This is a genomic window from Dickeya poaceiphila, from assembly GCF_007858975.2.
GTDB classification, from domain to species: Bacteria; Pseudomonadota; Gammaproteobacteria; order Enterobacterales; family Enterobacteriaceae; genus Dickeya; species Dickeya poaceiphila.
Genome location: NZ_CP042220.2, coordinates 168,343 through 190,446 on the forward strand (window position 1 = coordinate 168,343; position 22,104 = coordinate 190,446).

At 53.5% G+C, this 22,104-nt stretch carries 16 protein-coding genes; 8 read left to right on the forward strand and 8 right to left on the reverse strand.

Going from position 1 to position 22,104, the window contains the following annotated elements; genetic code table 11:
* Positions 1–417: 417 nt before the first annotated feature.
* The gene (locus tag Dpoa569_RS00725; RefSeq protein ID WP_128569649.1) at positions 418–669 is read left to right on the forward strand and encodes a hypothetical protein; all 252 of its coding nucleotides are present in this window, start codon (positions 418–420) and stop codon (positions 667–669) included.
* 11 nt (positions 670–680) lie between these two features.
* Here Dpoa569_RS00725 and Dpoa569_RS00730 read toward each other — a convergent pair whose 3' ends face one another.
* From Dpoa569_RS00730 to Dpoa569_RS00750, 5 genes are all read right to left on the reverse strand, one after another.
* Positions 681–2,360, reverse strand: a complete 1,680-nt coding sequence (locus Dpoa569_RS00730; RefSeq protein WP_042867700.1) for a methyl-accepting chemotaxis protein — start codon at positions 2,358–2,360, stop codon at positions 681–683.
* 459 nt (positions 2,361–2,819) lie between these two features.
* Positions 2,820–4,448: a methyl-accepting chemotaxis protein gene (locus tag Dpoa569_RS00735; protein ID WP_146410942.1), complete on the reverse strand. Its 1,629-nt coding sequence runs from the start codon at positions 4,446–4,448 to the stop codon at positions 2,820–2,822.
* A 613-nt stretch (positions 4,449–5,061) separates the two neighbouring features.
* Positions 5,062–6,744 carry a methyl-accepting chemotaxis protein gene (locus tag Dpoa569_RS00740; RefSeq protein WP_042867705.1) on the reverse strand — a complete coding sequence of 561 codons (1,683 nt, stop codon included), beginning with the start codon at positions 6,742–6,744 and terminating at the stop codon, positions 5,062–5,064.
* 484 nt (positions 6,745–7,228) lie between these two features.
* Entirely contained in the window at positions 7,229–8,908 is a 1,680-nt protein-coding gene (locus tag Dpoa569_RS00745; protein WP_146410945.1) for a methyl-accepting chemotaxis protein, read from the reverse strand.
* 415 nt (positions 8,909–9,323) lie between these two features.
* On the reverse strand, positions 9,324–11,009 hold the full coding sequence (locus tag Dpoa569_RS00750; RefSeq protein ID WP_042867709.1) for a methyl-accepting chemotaxis protein: 1,686 nt from the start codon (positions 11,007–11,009) through the stop codon (positions 9,324–9,326).
* Positions 11,010–11,821: 812 nt separating this feature from the next.
* On the opposite strand from Dpoa569_RS00750, the gene ugpB reads away from it, so the two are divergent.
* From ugpB to Dpoa569_RS00780, 6 genes are all read left to right on the forward strand, one after another.
* The gene (gene ugpB / locus Dpoa569_RS00755; protein ID WP_042867711.1) at positions 11,822–13,141 is read left to right on the forward strand and encodes a sn-glycerol-3-phosphate ABC transporter substrate-binding protein UgpB; all 1,320 of its coding nucleotides are present in this window, start codon (positions 11,822–11,824) and stop codon (positions 13,139–13,141) included.
* 73 nt (positions 13,142–13,214) lie between these two features.
* Positions 13,215–14,102 carry a sn-glycerol-3-phosphate ABC transporter permease UgpA gene (ugpA, locus tag Dpoa569_RS00760; protein WP_042867713.1) on the forward strand — a complete coding sequence of 296 codons (888 nt, stop codon included), beginning with the start codon at positions 13,215–13,217 and terminating at the stop codon, positions 14,100–14,102.
* A 26-nt stretch (positions 14,103–14,128) separates the two neighbouring features.
* Complete coding sequence (ugpE, locus tag Dpoa569_RS00765; RefSeq protein ID WP_042873708.1) at positions 14,129–14,977, forward strand: sn-glycerol-3-phosphate ABC transporter permease UgpE; 849 nt, start codon at positions 14,129–14,131, stop codon at positions 14,975–14,977.
* A gap of 6 nt (positions 14,978–14,983) precedes the next feature.
* Positions 14,984–16,060 (forward strand): sn-glycerol-3-phosphate import ATP-binding protein UgpC, encoded by a 1,077-nt coding sequence (locus tag Dpoa569_RS00770; RefSeq protein WP_042867715.1) that lies wholly within the window; start codon positions 14,984–14,986, stop codon positions 16,058–16,060.
* Positions 16,057–16,800 carry a glycerophosphodiester phosphodiesterase gene (gene ugpQ, locus Dpoa569_RS00775; RefSeq protein ID WP_042867716.1) on the forward strand — a complete coding sequence of 248 codons (744 nt, stop codon included), beginning with the start codon at positions 16,057–16,059 and terminating at the stop codon, positions 16,798–16,800. The genes Dpoa569_RS00770 and ugpQ overlap by 4 nt, the downstream gene beginning before the upstream one ends.
* Before the next feature lie 186 nt (positions 16,801–16,986).
* Entirely contained in the window at positions 16,987–17,943 is a 957-nt protein-coding gene (locus Dpoa569_RS00780) for an AEC family transporter (RefSeq protein WP_042867718.1), read from the forward strand.
* A 54-nt stretch (positions 17,944–17,997) separates the two neighbouring features.
* On the opposite strand, the gene Dpoa569_RS00785 is transcribed toward Dpoa569_RS00780, so the two are convergent.
* Positions 17,998–18,279 carry a DUF2756 domain-containing protein gene (locus Dpoa569_RS00785; RefSeq protein ID WP_042867720.1) on the reverse strand — a complete coding sequence of 94 codons (282 nt, stop codon included), beginning with the start codon at positions 18,277–18,279 and terminating at the stop codon, positions 17,998–18,000.
* 171 nt (positions 18,280–18,450) lie between these two features.
* Here Dpoa569_RS00785 and Dpoa569_RS00790 point away from each other — a divergent pair, with 171 nt between their 5' ends.
* Complete coding sequence (locus Dpoa569_RS00790) at positions 18,451–18,915, forward strand: tRNA (cytidine(34)-2'-O)-methyltransferase (RefSeq protein ID WP_042867722.1); 465 nt, start codon at positions 18,451–18,453, stop codon at positions 18,913–18,915.
* 38 nt (positions 18,916–18,953) lie between these two features.
* Here the strand turns inward: Dpoa569_RS00790 and Dpoa569_RS00795 are convergent, their stop codons facing one another.
* Together Dpoa569_RS00795 and Dpoa569_RS00800 are read right to left on the reverse strand one after the other, a co-directional pair.
* A complete protein-coding gene (locus Dpoa569_RS00795; protein WP_042867724.1) occupies positions 18,954–19,736 on the reverse strand; it encodes a DUF3142 domain-containing protein in 783 nt (260 codons plus the stop codon).
* Positions 19,706–21,910 (reverse strand): hypothetical protein, encoded by a 2,205-nt coding sequence (locus Dpoa569_RS00800; RefSeq protein ID WP_042867726.1) that lies wholly within the window; start codon positions 21,908–21,910, stop codon positions 19,706–19,708. The genes Dpoa569_RS00795 and Dpoa569_RS00800 overlap by 31 nt, the downstream gene beginning before the upstream one ends.
* Positions 21,911–22,104: the final 194 nt, after the last annotated feature.

The window sequence follows — 22,104 nt, forward strand, 5'->3', positions numbered from 1 at the left end:
TCAATGTCTTCGTTCACATAGGTGATGCAAAGCGCTGTGCCAGAACAAAGGGATACCATCACCGTGTCATATGACATGGTTACCTGATACGCCTGCCATAGATTGTGACTGCGTTATTTCGATTTATATCAAACACACGACCTTCTGCTGGAAAATACTAATAACGAATCTTCTCAGTCCATCAGGTGGGCTCAGGTATGTTACGTTTTTGTATACGGTTATCAGTGCGATGTATTTTGGAAAAAATATCGTCGCACTGTTTTAATCCAGTGAAGACCTATTATCTGGTGTTGGGCTATGACACCGTAGGAAGGTGCATAGAAAGAAAGTCAATCAGGTGTCAGCACTCAAGTCATTCTGATAGGTGCCGGACTGGCAGATGAGGTCTTCCGTGGAAATATTCATTAGGCTGACAATATGACTATGGGAGTAAAACGGTCATTTGTCTATCAAGTGCGATATTTATTTTTTATTAAATTTCCAATGTGTGATTATTTTAATTTTAATTATTATGTACTGATGCAGATGTGCCTTGGCTATCATGATGCCGGCGTGGCTGGCCGCTTTCTTGCACTTCCCCGTGGTTCAAAAATTAGAGGCCTGGACGTCAGGCGTTTACCTGAGGAAAACCGCCACATCACTGTGGCGGTCAAGGGAGACAATGGTTAGAGAAGCAACGCTTAGAACCGTTCCCAGCCGTTACTATTGCCGATAGGGCTTGCCAGCGTCAGTTTGATGGGCGCTGGTTTTTTTAATTCCGGCGCAGTGTGCAACTGTCGGCGAGGAGGGGTATTTTCTGGTGTGCGTTCAACGGTAAATACGCTCACCAATTCCACCAGTTTTGTCGCCTGATTGCTCAGGCTGTCGGCTGCACTGGCGGATTCTTCAACTAATGCGGCATTTTGCTGGATGACGCTGTCCATCTGGGCGATGGCCTGATTGATTTGCGAAATCCCCGATTCCTGCTCGTGGGTGGTAACGCCGATTTCGCTGATCAGCTCGGCCACATGCTGTGCCTGGGTGACGACATCCGTCATGGTATCACCGGCGTGCGCCACCAACTGGGAGCCGCTTTCCACCTTCTCCATGCTGCTGGTGATGAGGTCTTTGATTTCACGGGCGGCAGATGCCGAGCGCTGCGCCAGTGAGCGCACTTCCCCGGCCACCACCGCGAAGCCGCGGCCCTGTTCGCCGGCACGGGCGGCTTCCACCGCGGCGTTGAGCGCGAGAATGTTGGTCTGGAAAGCAATGCCGTCAATCACGGTAATGATGTCGCCAATCTTGCGGGAACTGGTGCTGATATCGTCCATGGTGGCGATAACGTTGCGCACCACGTCGTTGCCTTTGGTGGCCGTCTGGCTGGCGGCGATGGCGAGTTGGGCGGCTTCGCGTACCGTTTCACCGTTCTGGCGAATGGTCTGGCTCATCTGCTCCATGGAGGCGGCGGTTTCTTGCACGCTGGCGGCCTGTTCCTCGGTGCGCTGGCTGAGATCAGCGTTACCGATGGCGATTTGCTGCGACCCGATGGCGATGGACTCGCTGCTCTGGCGCACCTGACTGACGATATGGCTGAGGCTATCGCGCATGGTGCGCATGGAAGCCAGCAGGCTATGCTGGTCGTTGGTTTTCAACTGAACATCCACAGACAAATCACCCTGCGCCACCTGTTCGGCGATATGCGAGGCATAAGCCGGTTCGCCGCCCAGTTGCCCTTTCACCTGGCGGGTAATCAGCCAGGACACCAGAGCCGCCAGCAAGGCGCTGATGGCGGCCACGATCAACAACAGCGTGCCGGAATCACGGGCACCCTCCATGAAGCTCAGAGACATGGCGATAGTGTCATTCTTGTGTCGGTTGATCATGGTATCCATCACGTTGAATAGTGTGGCCTGCGTGGTCAGCAGATCGCCTAAAATAAATGCTCTCGCTTGCTCCTGTTGGCCGGACAGGCTCAGTTCCATCACTTTGCGCACCGCATTGGAATAAGGTGGGCGTGCCTGATTGAGCTGCGCCAGCAATTCACGTGACTGTTTCCGTTTCAGCCTTTCATCCAACAGCTTGAGCAAGCGGTTGTTTCGGTCGATTAGCTGCTCAAGATCGTGTTTTTCCTGAGTGAGATGAGTCGCGTCAGTCTGTATTGCGCTTTCCCGAACAATGCGGGCAGCCGCATTCATGTTGTCTTTAATGTCCTGCATAATAATCAGGTTATTCAGACGATTATTGGACAAATAATCCAGATTATCGCCTATATGAATTAACTGATTGCGTCCAAAAATCGCGATGATAAAACTGATCAAAATGACCAGTGTAAAACCCGACCCAAGCATCGTGCTGAGTTTCATGTTTTTTAGTGTTTTCATTATGTACCTTATTCTATTTTAGTGTTGCCGTCGTATTTGGCGTTGCCGTAATAAATGGGTTCGCCTCCCTGGTGTGAAGCGAATGTGTATATTGGTTAGCCATGAGAATGGCGACAAAACGTAGCCGAAATACTCCATGGCAGATTGAACTCAACCTTTCATTAGTGGGTAAGTTAATGATTTTTTAGTTAATTAATTTTTTAACAAAATATATTCCGGTTTTTATCGATATGGCACGTGAAAAAAACGAGCAAAAATAATCGTAGATTTTTGATTTCCTGATAAAACATCATCCGTTAAAATATTTAATAAAGTTAAATATTATGACGTAATAAATATATGTTCATGGGCAAAAAAGATGAAACCTAAAATGTGAAATATAATGGGTATATAAGGGGAGTTGGCATCTGTCTTCCTCTTCCCCAATGTATTAATCAGAATGACGTGTTATACGCTGGATTAGCGTGATGCAAGCGCCAGTCTTAAATCAGTATGGGGGTGATATTCGGCATATTGATGTTGGTGGTGATTGTCTGTGACCACGAAGACATTCATCAACTGCACCAGATGACGGGCCTGAGCACTCAGGCTATCGGCGGCGCTGGCCGATTCTTCCACCAGCGCGGCGTTTTGCTGGGTAACCTGATCGAGCTGGTTGACCGCTTGGTTAATCTGGCTGATGCCGGACTCCTGTTCGGCTGTGGTGACGCCGATTTCACTGACCAGCTCAGCGACGCGCCGTGCCTGCGTTACGATGTCATCCATGGTCGCGCCGGCGTGGCCGACCAACTGCGTGCCATTTTCCACTTTTTCCATGCTTTCGGTGATCAGCGCCTTAATTTCACGGGCAGCAGATGCCGAGCGCTGCGCCAGCGAACGCACTTCACCGGCGACTACCGCAAAACCGCGGCCCTGTTCCCCGGCACGGGCGGCTTCCACCGCCGCATTCAGCGCCAGAATATTGGTCTGGAAAGCGATGCCGTCGATCATGCTGATGATATCGCCGATTTTGCGCGAACTGGCAGTAATATCGTCCATAGTACGGATGACATTACCCACCACTTCGCTGCCTTTGGCGGCGGTATCGCTGGCATGAGTGGCGAGCTGTGCGGCTTCACGCACTGTTTCACCGTTCTGGCGGATGGTCTGGCTAATCTGCTCCATGGAGGCGGCGGTTTGTTGCAGACTGGCGGCCTGCTCTTCGGTACGACTGCTCAGGTCGGCGTTGCCCATGGCGATTTGCTGGGAGCCGGTAGCGATGGATTCGCTGCTCTGGCGCACCTGGCTGACGATATGGCTGAGGCTATCACGCATGGTGCGCATAGCGGCCAGCAGGCTGCGCTGGTCGTCAGTCTTGAGCATCACATCCACAGACAGGTCGCCCTGTGCCACCTGTTGGGCGATATGCGAGGCATAAGCGGGTTCACCGCCCAGTTGCCCTTTAATACGACGAGTGATCAACCCAGCGATCAGGCTACCAGCAAGGGCAATCAATGCTGCCAGCGATAACATCAGTATACCGGCATTGCTGGCTTGAGATTCCGAATTGTTAGCCGTCGTGGTGGTGGCGCTTTTTTGGTAGAGCAGCATGGTGTCGATAATTTTGAATAGCGTCTCCTGAGTGCGGCGTACCTCGGTGAGGATTAGGTTTCTTGCCTCGTCGTCTTTGTTCTCCATTCCTTTTTCGATAGCTCTTCTGAGTGCCTCCTGATAAACCGGACGGCTTTGCTCAAGCTGAGCAAGCAGGGTTTTCTGTTCAGGGGTGACCGCTACTTTATGGAGCATGGCAATAATCTCGTCATTTCTAGATGCCGTGCTATCAATACGCTGCTTCTCCACCACCATTTGCTGTGAATCAGAAAGCAATACAATATTCCTGACTACCCTGGCGACAATATTCATGTTGTCTTTGTATTCCTGTATCAGCAGCAGATTGGTGATTCTGTCTTTTGATAACATCTGAATATCAGTGCTGAGATGGCGTAACTGAAGCTGACCATAAATCGCCACCAGAAAACCGATAGCAATTACCATTGCGAACCCAGTACCTAACATAGAGCTTAACTTCATTTCTTTAAAAAAACGCATAGCGTCACCTTAACCTTATCTTATATAAGATTTATTTTATCCTTGGGATACCTGAAATACTTCACTCTGCGGGCAGGTTAGTTTCGTGGTCTGGCCTATGCAGAGCCGCGGTAAACGCTGCTTATTTCCTGCAATTCGAATTATTTCGGATATAGATAGTGGCTTCCATATAGTGTGTTTTAGGCAATAAAACCCCATTGGCAGAAACGCTTTGCCAGAGAAATATTGGCCTGCAGGTGTATACTAAACCGTTAATTTATTCATAACTCTAATTCAAGGCAAAAAATCTGTAGCATATTATATTCAGGTATTTTAAATACCTGAGATGAAGGCTCTTCCTGAACAAATATAAGTATGTAAGGTTTTTATGGGTTTGTCGACAAACCATAACAATAGCATTTTTTATTTATTAAGATATTTTAATGTAATGGCAATAATGCTATTTATTAAACTTTTTAAAAAATTAATTAAATATATTATATCGCTAGTGACATGACTCAATGCATTCGAACGGTATTCACTGCCAGTGGTTGGTGTTGATTTTCAGGGAAGAGCGAAAAAGAAACCGCCACATTACTGTGGCGGTCAGGGGCGGGGTAAACGGTTAGCAGAGTCAGAACTGTTCCCAGTCGTTGCTGCTGCTTTTTTTCGCTTTCGTCGCCAGTGCCGGTCGGGAAAGAACCGGTTTTTTTAATGCCGGCGGGGTGCGTGGTGGTTGCTGCCGGGGCGCCGCCGAGGCGTGCTCAATGGTAAACACACTCATCAGCTCCACCAGTTTTGCCGCCTGGTCGCTCAGGCTCTCGGCAGCACTGGTTGATTCTTCAACCAACGCCGCGTTTTGCTGGGTGACGCCATCCATCTGGGTGATGGATTGGTTGATTTGCGAGATACCGGCTTCCTGCTCCTGCGTGCTGGTGCCGATTTCGCTAATCAGTTCAGCGACATGTTGCGCCTGGGTGACGATATCGGTCATGGTATCACCGGCGTGCATCACCAGTTGGGAGCCGCTTTCCACCTTCTCCATGCTGCTGGTGATGAGGTCTTTGATTTCACGGGCGGCAGATGCCGAGCGCTGCGCCAGTGAGCGCACTTCCCCGGCCACCACCGCGAAGCCGCGGCCCTGTTCGCCGGCGCGGGCGGCTTCCACCGCGGCGTTGAGCGCGAGAATGTTGGTCTGGAAGGCAATGCCGTCAATCACAGTAATGATGTCGCCAATCTTGCGGGAACTGGTGCTGATATCGTTCATGGTGGTGATAACGTTGTGCACCACGTCGTTGCCTTTGGTGGCGGTCTGGCTGGCGGCGGTGGCGAGCTGGGCGGCTTCGCGCACGGTGTCGCTATTCTGGCGGATGGTCTGGCTAATCTGCTCCATGGAGGCGGCAGTCTGCTGCACGCTGGATGCCTGCTCCTCGGTGCGGCGGCTCAGGTCGTTGCTGCCGATGGCGATTTCACTGGAGCCGGTGGATATGGCGGCGCTGCTGTCATGCACCTGCTGCACAATGCTGCTCAGCCGGGCGCGCATATCGTTCATGGCCGCCAGCAGGCTGGTGGTATCTCCCGGTTGCAGATCAATATTGATGGCGAGGTTGCCGCTGGCAATCTGGCGGGCGATATCAGACGCATAGGCCGGTTCGCCGCCCAGCAGCTTTTTGATTCTGCGGGTGATCAGCCAGGCGATGGCGATCCCCAGTACGGTTGACACGCTGGTGAGCGCCAGCATCAGAATGCCGGCGGCGCGTGCTGAATCACTGGCATCATCAGCAGACTGCCGGGTATCGCTTTTCTGGTAGCTGACCATGTCGTTGATGACTTTTAAGTAATTCTCCTGCGCCGGTTTCACCTCGTTCATGATGACGATTTTGGCTTCCTCCGGCTTGTTATTCAGGCTCAGGGCAATGGCTTTTTGCGTGGCGGCCAGGCTGGTGGGCCGCGCCTGATTAATGGCATCAAGCAGTGCTTTTTCTTTGGGGGTGGTCGCCAGCTCAGTGATGCGTTTTAGAATTTCACTGTTCCGTGCAATGGTTTTGGTAATTTGTTGTTTATCCCGCTCTACCTGATCCGGTGCGCTAAACAGCGTCAGGTTACGCATCGCAATGGCGGTGCTGTTCAGGTTATCTTTCAGTTCCTGTACCAGCAGCAACCCTTCCAACTGATCGCTGGCTAATGTATTTATATTTTTGCTTTGTTGTCGTAACTGAAACTGTCCATACTCAGAGACGGAAAAGCTGATGGCCAGCACGATGGCAAACCCGATACCGAGCATCGTGGCGAGTTTCAAATTCTTCAGAATACTCATGTTTATCCCCTATATGTTGTTTTTAATCACGACAAACCGGTGCGGATAAAATAGAACGAATAGCAAAGCTGCCAGGTCATTTGTGATGTCAGGGATTACTTTAATAGATTAATCTTTGTTATATCTTAAGAATTGAAACGATTTGAATTTTGTGAAATTTTGTTTCCTTTATTTTTGTTGTCGGCATATTGAGCTTTTGGTTTTTATGGTGCGAAAATATTATCTATAATAACGCGGGTTATTTTATATCGAGTGATAATATCCAATATTGAGAAAGCGCATTTTTTTAACCATAAAGGCGGGTAGTTTTTTTAAATAATGCCTATCACCAAAGGTGAAATAGTGATACCTGTCATTCTCTGTATTACCGGTATATTGATGGCTTTTCTGCTGTTCAGGTGCAGGTATCAGCGGTCAGAGGTTGGATTAAGCAGAAACCGCCACATTACTGTGGCGGTCAGGGGAGGGGCAAAGGTTAGCAAGGTTAGAACTGTTCCCAGTCGGTGTTGCTGCCTTTGTTTGCCAGTGCCGGTCTGGCAGGGGCCGGTTTTTTTAATGCCGGTGGAGTGTGTGATGGCTGCCGCCGGGAAGACGGGGTGACTGAGGCGTGCTCAATGGTAAACACACTCATCAGTTCCACCAGTTTTGCCGCCTGGTCGCTCAGGCTCTCGGCTGCACTGGTTGATTCTTCCACCAGGGCGGCGTTTTGCTGGGTGACGCTGTCCATCTGTGTAATGGCCTGATTGATTTGCGAAATGCCCGATTCCTGCTCCTGTGTGGTGACGCCGATTTCGCTGATCAGATCGGCTACATGCTGTGCCTGGGTGACGATATCCGCCATGGTTTCACCGGCGTGCGCCACCAACTGGGAGCCGCTTTCCACCTTCTCCATGCTGTTGGTGATGAGGTCTTTGATTTCACGGGCGGCAGATGCCGAGCGCTGCGCCAGTGAGCGTACTTCACCGGCCACCACCGCAAAGCCGCGGCCCTGTTCGCCGGCACGGGCGGCTTCCACCGCGGCGTTGAGCGCCAGAATATTGGTCTGGAAGGCAATGCCGTCAATCACGGTAATAATATCGCCAATCTTGCGGGAACTGGTGCTGATATCGCCCATGGTGGTGATAACGTTGCGCACCACGTCGTTGCCTTTGGTGGCAGTCTGGCTGGCGGTGGTGGCGAGCTGGGCGGCTTCGCGTACCGTTTCACCGTTCTGACGGATGGTCTGGCTAATCTGCTCCATGGAGGCGGCGGTCTCTTGCACGCTGGCGGCTTGCTCCTCGGTGCGGCGGCTCAGGTCGTTGCTGCCGATGGCGATTTCACTGGAGCCGGTGGAAATGGAGGCGCTGCTGTCATGCACCTGCAGCACAATGCCGCTCAGCCGGGCGCGCATGTCGTTCATGGCCGCCAGCAGGCTGGTGGTATCCCCCGGTTGCATCTCAACGTTGATGGCGAGGTTGCCGCTGGCAATCTGGCGGGCGATGTCAGACGCATAGGCCGGTTCGCCGCCCAGCAGCTTTTTGATTCTGCGGGTGATCAACCAGGCGATGGCGATCCCCAGTACGGTTGATACGCCGGTGAGCGTCAGCATCAAGATGCCGGCGGCACGTGCTGAATCGCTGGCATCGTCAGCCGAGCGCCGGGTATCGCTTTTCTGGTAGCTGACCATGTCATTGATGGCTTTGAAGTAATTCTCCTGCGCCGGTTTCACCTCGTTCATGATGACGATTTTGGTTTCATCCAGCTTGTTATCCAGGCTCAGGGCAAGGGCTTTTTGCGTGGCGGCCAGGCTGACGGGCCGCGCCTGATTGATGGCATCAAGCAGTGTTTTTTCTTTGGGGGTGGTCGCCAGCTCGGTGATGCGTTTTAGAATTTCGTTGTTTCGTGCAATGGTTTTGGTAATTAGCTGTTTATCACGCTCTACCTGATCCGGTGCGGTAAACAGTGTCAGTTCGCGCATCGCAATAGCGATGCTATTCAGATTATCTTTCAGTTCCTGCACCAGCAGTAGCCCTTCTAATTGGTCGCTGGCTAATGTATTGATATTGCTGCCTTGTTGCCGTAATTGAAGTTGCCCATAGCCGGAAACAAAAAAGCTGATGATCAGTACGATGGCAAATCCAGCACCGAGCATCGTGGCAAGTTTCAAGTTCTTCAGAATACTCATGGTTTATCCCCTAATATGTTATGTTTAATCACGACAAACCGGTGCGGATAAAAGAGAACGAATAGCAAAGCTGCCAGGTTATTTGTGATGTCGGGGATTAATCTAACCGATGAATCTTTGTTATAGATTAAGAGCTGTAAAAATTTGGTTAATTATGATTTTTGTTTTTTTTGTTCTTTATAATCAATGCATTGATTTTTATTGTTGATGATATTTGTTGTGGATTTTAATAATGGTAAAGTGCGTTATTTTATATCGATTGACGATATTGTAATGTCGAAAAATGGAATGTCTTCAATAACGATAACTATCGCCGTGGATATAGTGCTGGTACCGGAAGTTGGAAAGGGGCGTTAAATAAGTGAGTTGACGAGAAACCGCCACGTTACTGTGGCGGTCAGGGGAGACGTAAAGGTTAGAACTGTTCCCAGTTGTCGCTACTGCCGGCGCTATTTGCCAGCACCAGTCTGGATGGCGTTGGTTTTTTCTGCTCGGTTCCCGGCTTGTGCAGCGAAGGTGGCTGGCGGCCAAACGTATTCTGGATATTGAAGATGCTCATCAGCTCCACCAGTTTTGCGGCCTGGTCGCTCAGGCTGTCGGCGGCGCTGGCGGATTCTTCCACCAGAGAGGCGTTTTGCTGAGTGACCTGATCAAGCTGGTTTACTGCATCATTGATCTGCGAAATGCCGGATTCCTGCTCGTGGGTGGTCACGCCGATTTCACCGATCAAATCCGCCACGTGACGCGCCTGTTTCACCAGTTCGTCGATAGTAGAGCCGGCTTCGCGCACCAGTACTGAACCCACTTCCACTTTTTCGACGCTGGCGGTAATCAGCTCTTTGATTTCCTTGGCAGCGGAAGCAGAACGTTGAGCCAGATTTCTCACTTCGCCCGCGACTACGGCAAAGCCTCGGCCCTGTTCGCCGGCACGAGCGGCTTCGACTGCGGCGTTGAGCGCCAGAATATTGGTCTGGAAGGCAATCCCGTCGATAACGCTGATAATGTCGCCAATTTTGTGTGAGCTGGCAGAGATGTCTTCCATAGTACGGACGATGTTGCCGACCGCCTCGCCCCCTTTGGCGGCGGTTGAGCTGGCTGACTGTGCCAGTGTGCTGGCATTACGTACCGTATCGCCGTTTTGGCGGATGGTTTGACTCATCTGTTCCATAGAGGCGGCGGTCTGTTGCAGGCTGGCAGCCTGTTCTTCGGTGCGCTGGCTCAGGTCGGTGCTGCCGGCGGCGATTTCACTGGCGCCGGTAGCAATAGATTCGCTGCTCTGGCGCACCTGAGTGACGATTTGCGCCAGTTTTTCGCGCATCTCGTTCATGGCTGCCAGCACGCTGTGGCTATCGCCATTTCGCAGGTCAACGTTGAAAGCCAGATCGCCGTCGGATATACGTTGGGCAACCGTGGCCGCGTGAGCCGGTTCGCCGCCCAACTGCCCTTTGACGGTACGGGTGATGAGCAAGGCGGTTAATGCGCCGAGCACGGTGGCGGCCAGCGCCAGCGCCAGCATCAGCGTGCCGTCAGAACGGGCGCTATGCATGGAGTCCGCCACCACATTCATGGTGATTTTCTTTTGAAAGTCGAGCATGTTGTCCAGCGCTTTGAACACGCCGTCCTGAGCGGTTTGCATGTCGTTGAGGATCAGGTTGCGTGCCTGATTACGCTGTTCCGATTGGTCGGACATCCCCAGTGCGACAGCTTTATTGAAGGCTTGTAAATAAGCCGGGCGCACCTGCGTCAGCTGGTTGAGCTGATCGCGCGTTTCCGGGGTATCCAGCCGTTCCGACAGTTGCTTGAGTACTTCGGTGTTGCGCGCTATCTGCTTGTCGATAAGCTGTTTTTCACGCGCAATGCGTTCGGGATCGTTACTGAGTGCAATATTGCGCACCAGACGAGAGTTGGTATCGAAGCCGGTTTTGGCTTCCTGAATGAGCATCATGTTGGTGAGCGTGGTGTTAGAGAGGTGGTCGATGTGGTCACCCAGTATGACCAGTTGTGTTCGACCGAACACGGCTACCAGCAAGCCTATCACGATGACCAGGGCGAATCCGGCACTCAGCATGGTGCCTAGCTTCATTCTTTTTAGCGCGTTCATAGATATCCTTAACGTTGTTTATTCCATGCGTTCATTTGGGACCTCGTCCAGGAGGTAAGTTAGCTCTGTATAATTTGGGTTAATTCTATTTGGTATGAATGTTTTTTTAGTTCGTGCGATAGATCTCCTGTTTATTTCGCTTAACTCTCTAAATAAATAGATAGATAATAGTTTTATAAGAAGTGGTAAAAAGAACCACTAAAACAAATAACTAATATAAATAAGTGGTTAGGATTAAAAGCTAGAGTAAAGTTTGTTGGCTAATAAGAGTAAGTAATAGTACGCGTTTTGTCGAATCTAATGTGTTAAGTCCGTAAATAAATTACCAATAAAATAATATTGGGTGATATGTTTACTATTTTCCTTAAGGAACGACAGCAAAAAAGAAATCGCTGTGGTCAGAGAATAAACCACTTTACAGCCGTACTGCTGGTGTGATGCTCAAATAATACCGTTGTTGACATGTTGCGGTGCTGCTTCCGTTTGCTGGTCACTACGGCTAGCTGGTTCTCCATAGAGGCTGGTTCTCCATAGAGAAAGTAAAACCGGCAAGGACGGGTCTATAAGTGCGGTGTTTTTCTACAATTCGCTGATTAAAAATAAGAAAATCATTACCTGCCACCTGATTCTTCCGGTCTTTCTTGATAGCGTGCAATCGTATGCATTTGTCATTTTTTTGTCATGAAGTGGTTATTTTTTTGTCATTTTTGCGTGTCATGTTACCTGCCGAATATCAAGGTGCGCTTTTTCGCTCATGGCGCTCACAACGATCAGTACTCGCATCCGCACCCACCATGATCTCAGGAGACAGCATGTTTCAACACGCTATCCGTAAAACCGCCGCCGTTGTCATTATGGCGTTGGCTGCCAGCGCACAGGCGCAGGCGGTTACCGAAATCCCATTCTGGCATTCGATGGAAGGGGAACTGGGTAAGACCGTTAATTCTCTGGCTGACCGTTTCAACCAGACTCACAGTGACGTCAAAATCGTGCCGGTGTACAAAGGCAACTACGAGCAGAGCCTGGCAGCCGGTATCGCCGCGTTTCGTAGCGGCAATGCACCCGCTATCCTGCAGGTGTATGAAGTGGGTACGGCGACTATGATGGCCAGTAAGGCTATCAAGCCGGTATACCAGGTATTCAAAGATGCCGACGTGCCGTTCGATGAGAAAATTTTCGTACCGACCGTTTCCGGTTACTACTCTGATGCCAAAACCGGGCACCTGCTGTCTCAGCCGTTCAACAGCTCGACGCCAGTACTGTATTACAACAAAGACGCCTTCAAAAAAGCGGGTCTGGACCCGGAGCAGCCGCCGAAAACCTGGCAGCAGATGGCTGAGTATACCGCCAAACTGCGTGCGTCTGGTATGAAGTGTGGCTATGCCAGCGGCTGGCAGGGCTGGATTCAGATTGAAAACTTCAGCGCCTGGCACGGTTTGCCGATCGCCACTAAAAACAACGGGTTCGACGGTCTTGATGCGGTGCTGGAGTTCAATAAACCGATTCAGGTCAAGCATATTCAGATGCTGGAAGACATGAACAAGAAAGGGGACTTCACCTATTATGGCCGCAAAGACGAGCCGACCGAGAAGTTCTATAACGGCGACTGCGCCATGACCACCGCGTCATCCGGTTCGCTGGCGAATATTCGTCAGTACGCCAAATTTAACTACGGTGTGGCGATGATGCCGTATGACGCCGATGTGAAAGGCGCGCCGCAGAACGCGATTATCGGTGGTGCCAGCCTGTGGGTGATGAGCGGCAAAGACGCGGCGACCTATAAAGGCGTGGCGGAATTCATGCAGTTCCTGTCTACACCGGAAATCGCCGCCGAGTGGCACCAGAAGACCGGCTATCTGCCGATCACCACCGCCGCTTACGAGCTGACCAAACAGCAGGGTTTCTATGACAAGAACCCCGGTGCTGATATTGCCACCCGTCAGATGCTGAATAAAGACCCGCTGCCGTTTACCAAAGGGTTGCGTCTGGGCAACATGCCGCAGATTCGTACCATCGTGGATGAAGAACTGGAAAGCGTCTGGACTGGCAAGAAAACCCCGCAGCAGGCGCTGGATACTGCTGTGGAGCGCGGCAACGCACTGTTGCGTCGCTTCGAACAGGCGAACAAGTAATCATATTCCGGGCCGAAGGGAGTCGGCCACCCCTGTCTTTTCTTGAGAACCCTGTTTTCTGAGAGCCTTGTGCATGAGTGCTTCCCGCCCTGTTTTTGGCCGCAGCCTGTTGCCTTACCTGCTGGTGTTGCCGCAGCTAGCCATTACGGTGATTTTCTTTATCTGGCCTGCCGGGCAGGCGCTCTGGTATTCGGTGCAGAGCGTTGACCCGTTCGGCCTGTCCAGCCAGTTCGTCGGGCTGGAGAATTTCATCAATCTGTTCCACGACAGCTATTATCTTGGCTCGTTTTACACCACGCTGCTGTTCAGCTTTCTGGTGGCGGCATCGGGGCTGATGTTGTCGTTATTTCTGGCCGCGCTGGTGGATTACACCCTGCGTTTTAGTCGCCTGTACCAGACGTTGCTGATTCTGCCTTATGCCGTCGCGCCCGCCGTCGCCGCGGTGTTGTGGATGTTTCTGTTCAACCCCGGTCTGGGGCTGATTACCTGGCTGCTGCACCAGTGGGGCTATGACTGGAACCACGCGCAGTACAGTGGTCAGGCGATGTTTCTGGTGGTGCTGGCGTCGGTCTGGAAGCAAATCAGCTACAACTTTCTGTTTTTCCTCGCCGCGTTACAGTCCATTCCTCGCTCGCTGATCGAAGCGGCGGCGATTGACGGCGCCGGGCCGGTACGCCGTTTCTTCAATCTGGTGTTGCCGCTGATTTCACCGGTGAGCTTTTTCCTGCTGGTGGTCAACCTGACCTACGCCTTCTTCGATACCTTCCCGGTTATCGATGCCGCGACCGGCGGCGGGCCAGTGCAGGCGACCACTACGCTAATCTACAAAATTTACCGCGAAGGATTCGCCGGTCTGGATCTCTCCAGTTCGGCGGCGCAGTCGGTGGTGCTGATGCTGGTGGTGACCGTGTTGACGGTTATCCAGTTCCGCTTTGTCGAGCGTAAGGTGAATTATCAATGAGCCAGTCTGCCATGACCGCAAGCCGGATGATTGAGAACCGTCGCGGGCTGGATGTCTTCAGCCACGTCATGCTGGTGGTCGCCATTATGGTGGTGTTGTTCCCGCTGTATGTGGCGTTTATCGCTGCCACCATGAGCCAGGAACAGATGTCGCAGGTGCCGATGTCGCTGCTCCCCGGTGGGCACCTGTGGGAAAACGTGGCCTATATCTGGCGGCACGGCGTGGGCGACAATAATAGTGCGCCGTTCGGCCTGATGCTGTTTAACAGCTTTGTGATGGCGCTGGCGATCACCATCGGCAAGATCAGCGTGTCGATGTTATCGGCTTACGCGATTGTTTATTTCCGTTTCCCATGCCGTAACCTGTTTTTCTGGATGATCTTTTCCACCCTGATGCTGCCGGTGGAAGTGCGTATCTTCCCGACGGTTGAGGTGATTTCTCACCTCAACATGACCAACAGCTATGTTGGGTTGACGCTGCCGGTGATGGCGTCTGCCACCGCCACGTTTCTGTTCCGCCAGTTCTTTATGACGCTGCCGGATGAACTGCTGGAGGCGGCGCGTATCGACGGCGCCGGCCCGATGCGCTTTTTCTTCGACATGGTGTTGCCGTTGTCTAAAACCAATCTGGCGGCGCTGTTCGTCATCACCTTTATCTATGGCTGGAACCAGTACCTGTGGCCGCTTCTGATCGTCAACGACCCGCATCTTGGCACCGCTGTCGCCGGGATTCAGAGCATGATCGCCACCGGCGACACGGCGACGCCCTGGCATCAGGTGATGGCGGCGATGCTGATGACGATGCTGCCGCCGCTGTTGGTAGTGCTACTGATGCAACGCTGGTTTGTTCGCGGTCTGGTTGATAGTGAGAAATAGAACCCTATGGCATGTTTAAAACTTCAGGCCGTCACCAAATCCTATGACGGTAAAACGCAGGTAATTCAGCCGATTGATCTCGACGTGGCGGACGGCGAATTCGTGGTGATGGTAGGGCCGTCCGGCTGCGGTAAATCGACGCTGTTGCGTATGGTGGCCGGTCTGGAACAGACCACCAGCGGCGATATTTATATCGGCGATGAGCGTGTAACGGATAAAGAACCTAAAGATCGCGGCATTGCGATGGTGTTCCAGAATTACGCGCTCTATCCGCATATGAGCGTTTACGACAACATGGCTTACGGCCTGAAAATTCGGGGCTTTGGTAAAGAGCAGATTCGCCAGCGGGTGGAAGACGCAGCACGTATTCTGGAGTTACAGCCGCTGTTGCAGCGTAAACCGCGCGAGCTGTCTGGCGGCCAGCGCCAGCGTGTGGCGATGGGGCGCGCCATTGTGCGCGAACCGTCGGTGTTCCTGTTCGACGAACCGCTGTCCAACCTTGATGCCAGGTTGCGGGTGCAGATGCGTCTGGAACTGCAACAACTGCACAAGCGGTTGAAAACTACCAGCCTGTATGTCACCCACGATCAGGTGGAGGCGATGACGCTGGCTCACCGCGTGATTGTGATGAACAAGGGCGTGGCGGAACAGATCGGCGCGCCGGCGGAGATTTACCGTAAGCCGGCGTCGTTGTTCGTCGCCAGTTTCATCGGTTCGCCTGCCATGAATTTGTGGGCCGGGCAGGTGAGTGCAGACGGTAACCGGCTCGAACTGTCGGCGGATTTCTCGCTGCCGCTGCCGGTGGCGAAACCGCAGTGGCAGGGGCGTGCCGTCACGCTGGGTATGCGCCCGGAGCATATTTTGCAGTCCACCGCCGATGCCGGCGGCGTGCCGCTGGTGGTGGACACGCTGGAATTGCTGGGTGCGGATAATCTGGCGCACGGCAAATGGGCGGGGCAGAATATCGTGGTGCGCCTGTCGCACGAACATTGTCCGGCGGTGGGAGAAACCCTGTGGCTTACGCTGCCGACGGTATCCTGGCATATATTTGATTCGCAAAGCGGATTACGGATGGAAGCATGACCCCGAATTGGCTTTATCCTGCTATCGTCGCCCACCGTGGCGGTGGTTCTCTGGCACCAGAAAACACACTGGCGGCGATTGATGTCGGCGCACAGCATGGTCACAAGATGATCGAGTTCGACGCCAAGCTGTCGCAGGACGGGCACATCTTCTTGTTACACGACGATACGCTGGAGCGTACCAGCAACGGTTGGGGTGTGGCGGGCGAACTGCCGTGGGACAAACTGGTCGGGCTGGACGCCGGTAGCTGGTACAGCAGCCAGTTTCAGGGCGAACGCCTGCCGTTGCTGTCTGAAGTAGCGAAACGCTGCGAGCAGTACGGTATGGCAGCCAATATCGAGATCAAACCGACGACCAGCTGTGAGGAGCAGACTGGCCGCGTGGTGGCGCTGGCGGCCCGTGAGTTGTGGCGGAACCATCCGGTCGCGCCGTTGTTGTCGTCGTTTTCAGTTGATGCGCTGGCCGCGGCGCAGCAGGCGGTGCCGGAATTGCCGCGTGGTCTGCTGCTGGACGAATGGGACGACGACTGGCGCGCCCTGACCACACGTCTCGGCTGTGTGTCGATTCACCTCAACCACCGCCTGCTCGATGAAGCGCGCGTCAGACAGTTGAAAGACGCTGGGCTGCGCATTCTGGTGTATACCGTCAATCAGCCTGACCGCGCTCGCACCCTGTTGCTGTGGGGCGTTGACTGCATCTGTACTGACCGGATAGATTTGATTGGACCGCAATTTAATTAACGTCGGCTGAATGTCGCCTGTCCTGACAGCACACCACGCCGGCTAATAATAAACCGGCGTATTTCATCCGGCGTTTCCTGTATGACCTGGGCTGTTCGGCCCACTCCCCGGCAGGGTTTGCCTTGCCGTCGTGACCCGCCATCAGCCTTCGCCCAGATGAACCGCGCATTTTTTCAAGGAAGGGCGATGCCCACGTTTATTATTTCTCTTTGGCACCAGATTTTTCTTTCCCTGCCGCTGTTTGTACTGATTGCACTGGGGTATGCGCTGGTTCGCCTTGGTCGCTGGCCGTCCGCGGTGACCGATGCGCTCACTAAATTTGTGTTTTCGGTTGCCTTGCCTGCCATGTTGTTCCGCATGATGTGCGATTTCTCCAAACGGCCAGCGGTAGATGCCCGGTTGCTGATAGCCTTCTTCGGCAGCTGTTTTATCGTGTTTGTGCTGGGGCGGGTGGTAGCGAGCCGGGTTTTCCGGCTGGATGGCGTTTCCGGTTCGGTGTTCTCGCTCAGCGGTATTTTCTCTAACAACGTGATGCTGGGCTTACCGATTGCTACGTTGATGCTTGGCCCACAGGCGATCCCCTCCGTGGCGTTAGTGCTGGTGTTCAACGGCTTGATTTTATGGACGTTGGTGACGGTTTCTGTGGAATGGGCGCGTAACGGTTCGCTGTCAATGCAGGGGTTTGGTAAAACCGCTGTCGGCGTGCTGAAGAACCCGCTGATCATCGGTATTCTCAGTGGAACGCTCTACAGCCTTACCGGCCTGCCGCTACCCGACACCCTTGATAAACCTATCGGTATGTTAGGGCAGATTGCGGTGCCGTTGTCGCTGGTGACACTAGGCATGGGGCTGGCGGAATACCGCATCCGCGATGGCTGGCAAATCAGCATGGCTATCTGTCTCATCAAGCTGGTGGTGCAGCCGCTGGTGGTGTGGGTGCTGGCGGTCGCGCTGGGTCTGCCGGAGATGGAAACCCGTGTGGTGGTGCTGCTGGGTTCGATGGCGGTGGGCGTCAACATCTACCTGATGTCGCGGCAATTCAATGTGCTGGGCGGTCCGGTTGCCGCCAGCCTGTTGATGTCAACCACGTTGGCGGGGATTACCACGCCGTTGATTCTGACGCTGCTGGGCGTAAGGCTATAAACACCCTGCGCTACCCGCCGGTGATCCTGACGTGAGCGGCGGGGTGGCGCAGAGTCAGTACCGGTTGGTATTGCCGGGGCTGGATTGCTGGATACGCTGGCGATTCTGTTCCAGTTGCTGTTGCAGTTGTTGCTGTTGATCGCGGCTGCGCTGCTGGATTTCCTGATTTAACAGTTGCTGTTGGAGCCGCTGGTTTTGCTGCATCTCCTGCAACAGCCGTTTCTGGCTGCTGATGCCGTTTTCAAATTGCTGCTGCTGTGGCGAGATCGGTTGTGTGGCGGCCAGAGCCAGCCACGGCAGGCTCAGCAGCCACATCAGGGAAGGCAGTATTCTCATAGCTCCTCCGGGGGAAACGACGGCCTTATCAGGTTTTATTCTAGCGGTTAATGCAGGCCGCGTCTGGTTTTCGCCGACAGATCGGACGATGTGCCACACAGGTCGTTAGTGGGGGACGGAATACGCTATACTGACGCCCACCTTTTTCGTATTTTCTTGCCTGACTTTATCATGTTTCATATTGCGCTCTATGAGCCACAGATTGCACCCAATACCGGTAATATTATCCGTCTGGCGGCCAATAATGGCTGTTCATTGCACCTGATCGAGCCGTTAGGCTTTGATTTCGAGGAAAAAAAACTGCGCCGCGCCGGGCTGGATTATCACGATCTGGCAAAGGTGCAGCGCCATGCCGATTATGCGGCGTTTCTGGCCGCTGTACCTGGATGCCGGATTTTCGCCTGTACCACCAAAGGCAGCCGCCCTTACGATGAACCCGACTACCAGCCGGGTGATGTGCTGCTGTTTGGCTCGGAAACCGCAGGCTTACCGGATGCTATTCGCAACGGCTTCGCACCGGAGTTTCGCATTCGCATTCCGATGGAGCCTGACTGCCGCAGCCTGAATTTGTCCAACTCGGTAGCGATTATCAGCTACGAGGCCTGGCGACAAAATGGGTTTGGTGGCCGACGCTGACGCGCAGAACCCGCGGGAACCGACAGGAGCATGTGCGTTTAATGCCGTTGCAGGGCCTGGAGGATAGGGGTACGACGCACGGGGGTCGGGTTAAGCAGGAATACCACTTCACCCCGGTAGAATGGCGATGATGCCAGCCGCCGCTGCCACTGTTCATCCCACTTACCGTGCTGTACCAGTCCGAGCCGGAACGGCAGTGTCAGCTTCATCAACGCAGGCAGATAGGCGGTGTAATTTTCCACGGTATGCCGTCCCTGATAGGTCTGCACCACGATGTCATCCACCACCCCGTTTAGACGGTTGAGTTGCCGGATGTCGCCGGTTTTGGCCCAATCCAGCAACCCGGTAATGCTCAAACGGCAGTCAGGCGGTAGTTGCTGGCGGAGCGTTTGCAAAAAGGCGACATAGTGCGACAGGTGGTAGCTTTTGGCATCGAAATCGATCTGGATGCCATCGACCTGATTGCCGGCGGCGGCCCAACGCTTGCGGAGTTGCAACAGTCGCTGCAACTCTGGTTTACCGAGGCGCAAGTCAGAAACCCGAAACGACAGCCAAAGGTGCCTGACCGGCAGCGCGCTGACCGGGATGCCCTGACGCAGAAACACCGTTTTGCCTTTCCGTCGGGCGATTTCCCCCTGATGCAGGTAGAGCATAGTAGCCTGAGATAACACCGGCTGGGGCTGCACCGCCGCCCACAACCAAAAAGCCTGATAGTGGGTGGCGTTAACCGTGCTGCCGTGCGCAGTGAAACTCAGACACAACAGGCTCATCAACGCAATGCCGCAACGGACTACCAGTAATATTTGAGCTGTCGCGCCCATTGGCTGCCTTTAAAGTCCGTTTTGAGCTGCCGGAACCACGCCTTGCGCGTTTCTTTACTGATATCCTGCGAGCCGCAATCATTGTAGCCGCTGGGGGCGTAGCAGTAGATGGCGCGGTAGAGCGCATAGCTTTTATCTTCCGGTGGGGCTTTCGCGTCGGCAATCACCTGCATGTAGTTATCCAGACGATTAAATTCCTGGCCTTGATAGTGCTCGTCGGCATCCGTCAGGCCGTTAAGCATGTTGCTTTCGCCCCAGTCGAATCCCACGCCGTTGCCGGTACGCAGGAAGAACTCACCCATACAGTTGAGCGCATGGGCGTGATTAGGATTCATGCTCAGGATGGTGACGGTTTCCTGTAGCGTGGGGCATTCATACCCCTCTTCAGTGTCGCTGCCATCCCAACCGAACGCCGTCAGATCTTCTTCGTTCCAGCTCATGTTCTCTGTACTTTGCAACGGTGCAATGGTCTTAAGCAGTGCGCTGTCTTTCAGAAAACCAGCGTAATCGCGGTGTGTTAGCTGCTTGGTCAACAGGGTGTGCAGGGCGATGACGCGTTCTTCATGCGTCTGTTGCGGGCTGGTCTGCCGGTGCAACAACTCGGCATCGGCGCTGACTTTCAGGATGGCGGAGCGAAAACGCAGGTTTTTGACCGGGCTTTCCGGCGTGAACACCCGCTCCGGATGGCCGCTGTCCACCAGCGTTTGCGCCAGCGCCAGTTGCAGGTACTGTTGCTGGGTGTAGGTGGTTTTCAGCATCAGCAAATGACGCCAGTGTGCTTCCGCATCGTCCCACTGTTTTTGTTGTTGCATCGCCAGTCCGCGCAGTATCTGGCTACTGAAGGCGGTAACCTCGGTGATGTCCTTTGCGGTGGTCATGGGCAGGGTTTTCAATACTGCGGCGTAATCCCGCTGCTGATAGTACTGAAACGCCGCTTGCAGATAACGAAAGGCATCCGGCATACCGGCTTTGTCAAACAATGGTTGCTGGCGGGTGATCTCCTCTTGCGTCAGCGCGGGCAACGTCATCCAGCCGTCAGGGCTGCGCAGGCGTTTGATGTCCTGTACCAGCATCAGGATTGGCGTATCGGCTGAGGACACAAAGCGGTTGTCTTCCAGCAGTTTGTTGTCAATTTCGTTGCTAATGGTCAGCAGTTGATCCACGCTGTTGGCCGCAGCCAACACCCGACTGAAGCGGCCAGCTAACGCGGCGGTGTCGCCGCTGATCCACTCAGCCCGGCGGTACAGACCGTTAGCCGATTCGACATATATCCCTTTAGGATACTGTTTCAGATACTCATCAACACGTTTCACCGCTTGTTGTCCGGCGGACTTGTCCATTTTGCGGGGGTCGAACATGTTGTATTCGTCCTGCGCGTCGTTCATCGCCTGATTAATCGATACCCGAATCAGCATATAACGGGCGGTTTCCGCCACCCACGGTTGGCTGGCCTGCAACAACTGCTGGAAGCCTTTTTCCGCTTGATCAAACTGGCCTTCATAAAATTGGGTGGCACTGATCAGGTAGCGCCGCCACTCGCCGGCATGGCCGGTTTCCGGCACGCTGGCGACATCGGTCATGACGTTATCAACAATGTATTCGCTGGACAGCATCCTTGTTCGCACCAGCGCTAACTGGGTACGTTGGGTATCGTTCAGCTCTTTGTCTGCCAGCAGCAGGTCGAAAAAACGCTCCAGCGTGGTGAAGTCGTTGGAAATCCAGCGTCCATCCAGATCGACCGGCGTCAGGTCGCGCAGTTTGCTCAATTCGGTGTCGGGGAAGTGTAACTGCGCGGCTTTTTGCAGCAGAGAGGCGTTATCGTCATCGTCGGTTCCATCGTCCGACGGGGTGCTGGAGGAAGTTGATTTGTTGGTTTCTGCGCTGTCGCTGGCTTCTTCGGTAGCGGCTAATCCCATCACACGGTAAGCGGTGAAGGGGTCAACGCGTGAACGGGTCTGATCCGGCTCCGGCTGGGGAAGCGGCAGCGGAATATGATTACGGCTGCTTTGCAGCAGCACCAGATTGGTCCGGGTGTCGTTATCCGGCAGAAGATAGGGGAGCGCAGGCATACCACAATCGGCATCGGAAAAACCGCATACGCCATCGACGGAAGCGTACGCTGACATCTGTGCCAGCGTGGCAATGAATCCAGCCATTAAGGCTAATCCTTTCATGTTCTTTTCCTGTGCAAGGTGTCAGGCAACATCAAGAACTTATTCCATCAGACATGTGCAGGTTCATGCATGACTGAAGGAATAACTACTTTTTTGCTTTTGCCGACCGGGCTGCGCCACTTGTTGATTGTAGCCTGTTGATGGCAGTTTTAGTCCGGCGGCACAGGCTCTCACTCTACCCGACCGGAGGAAAA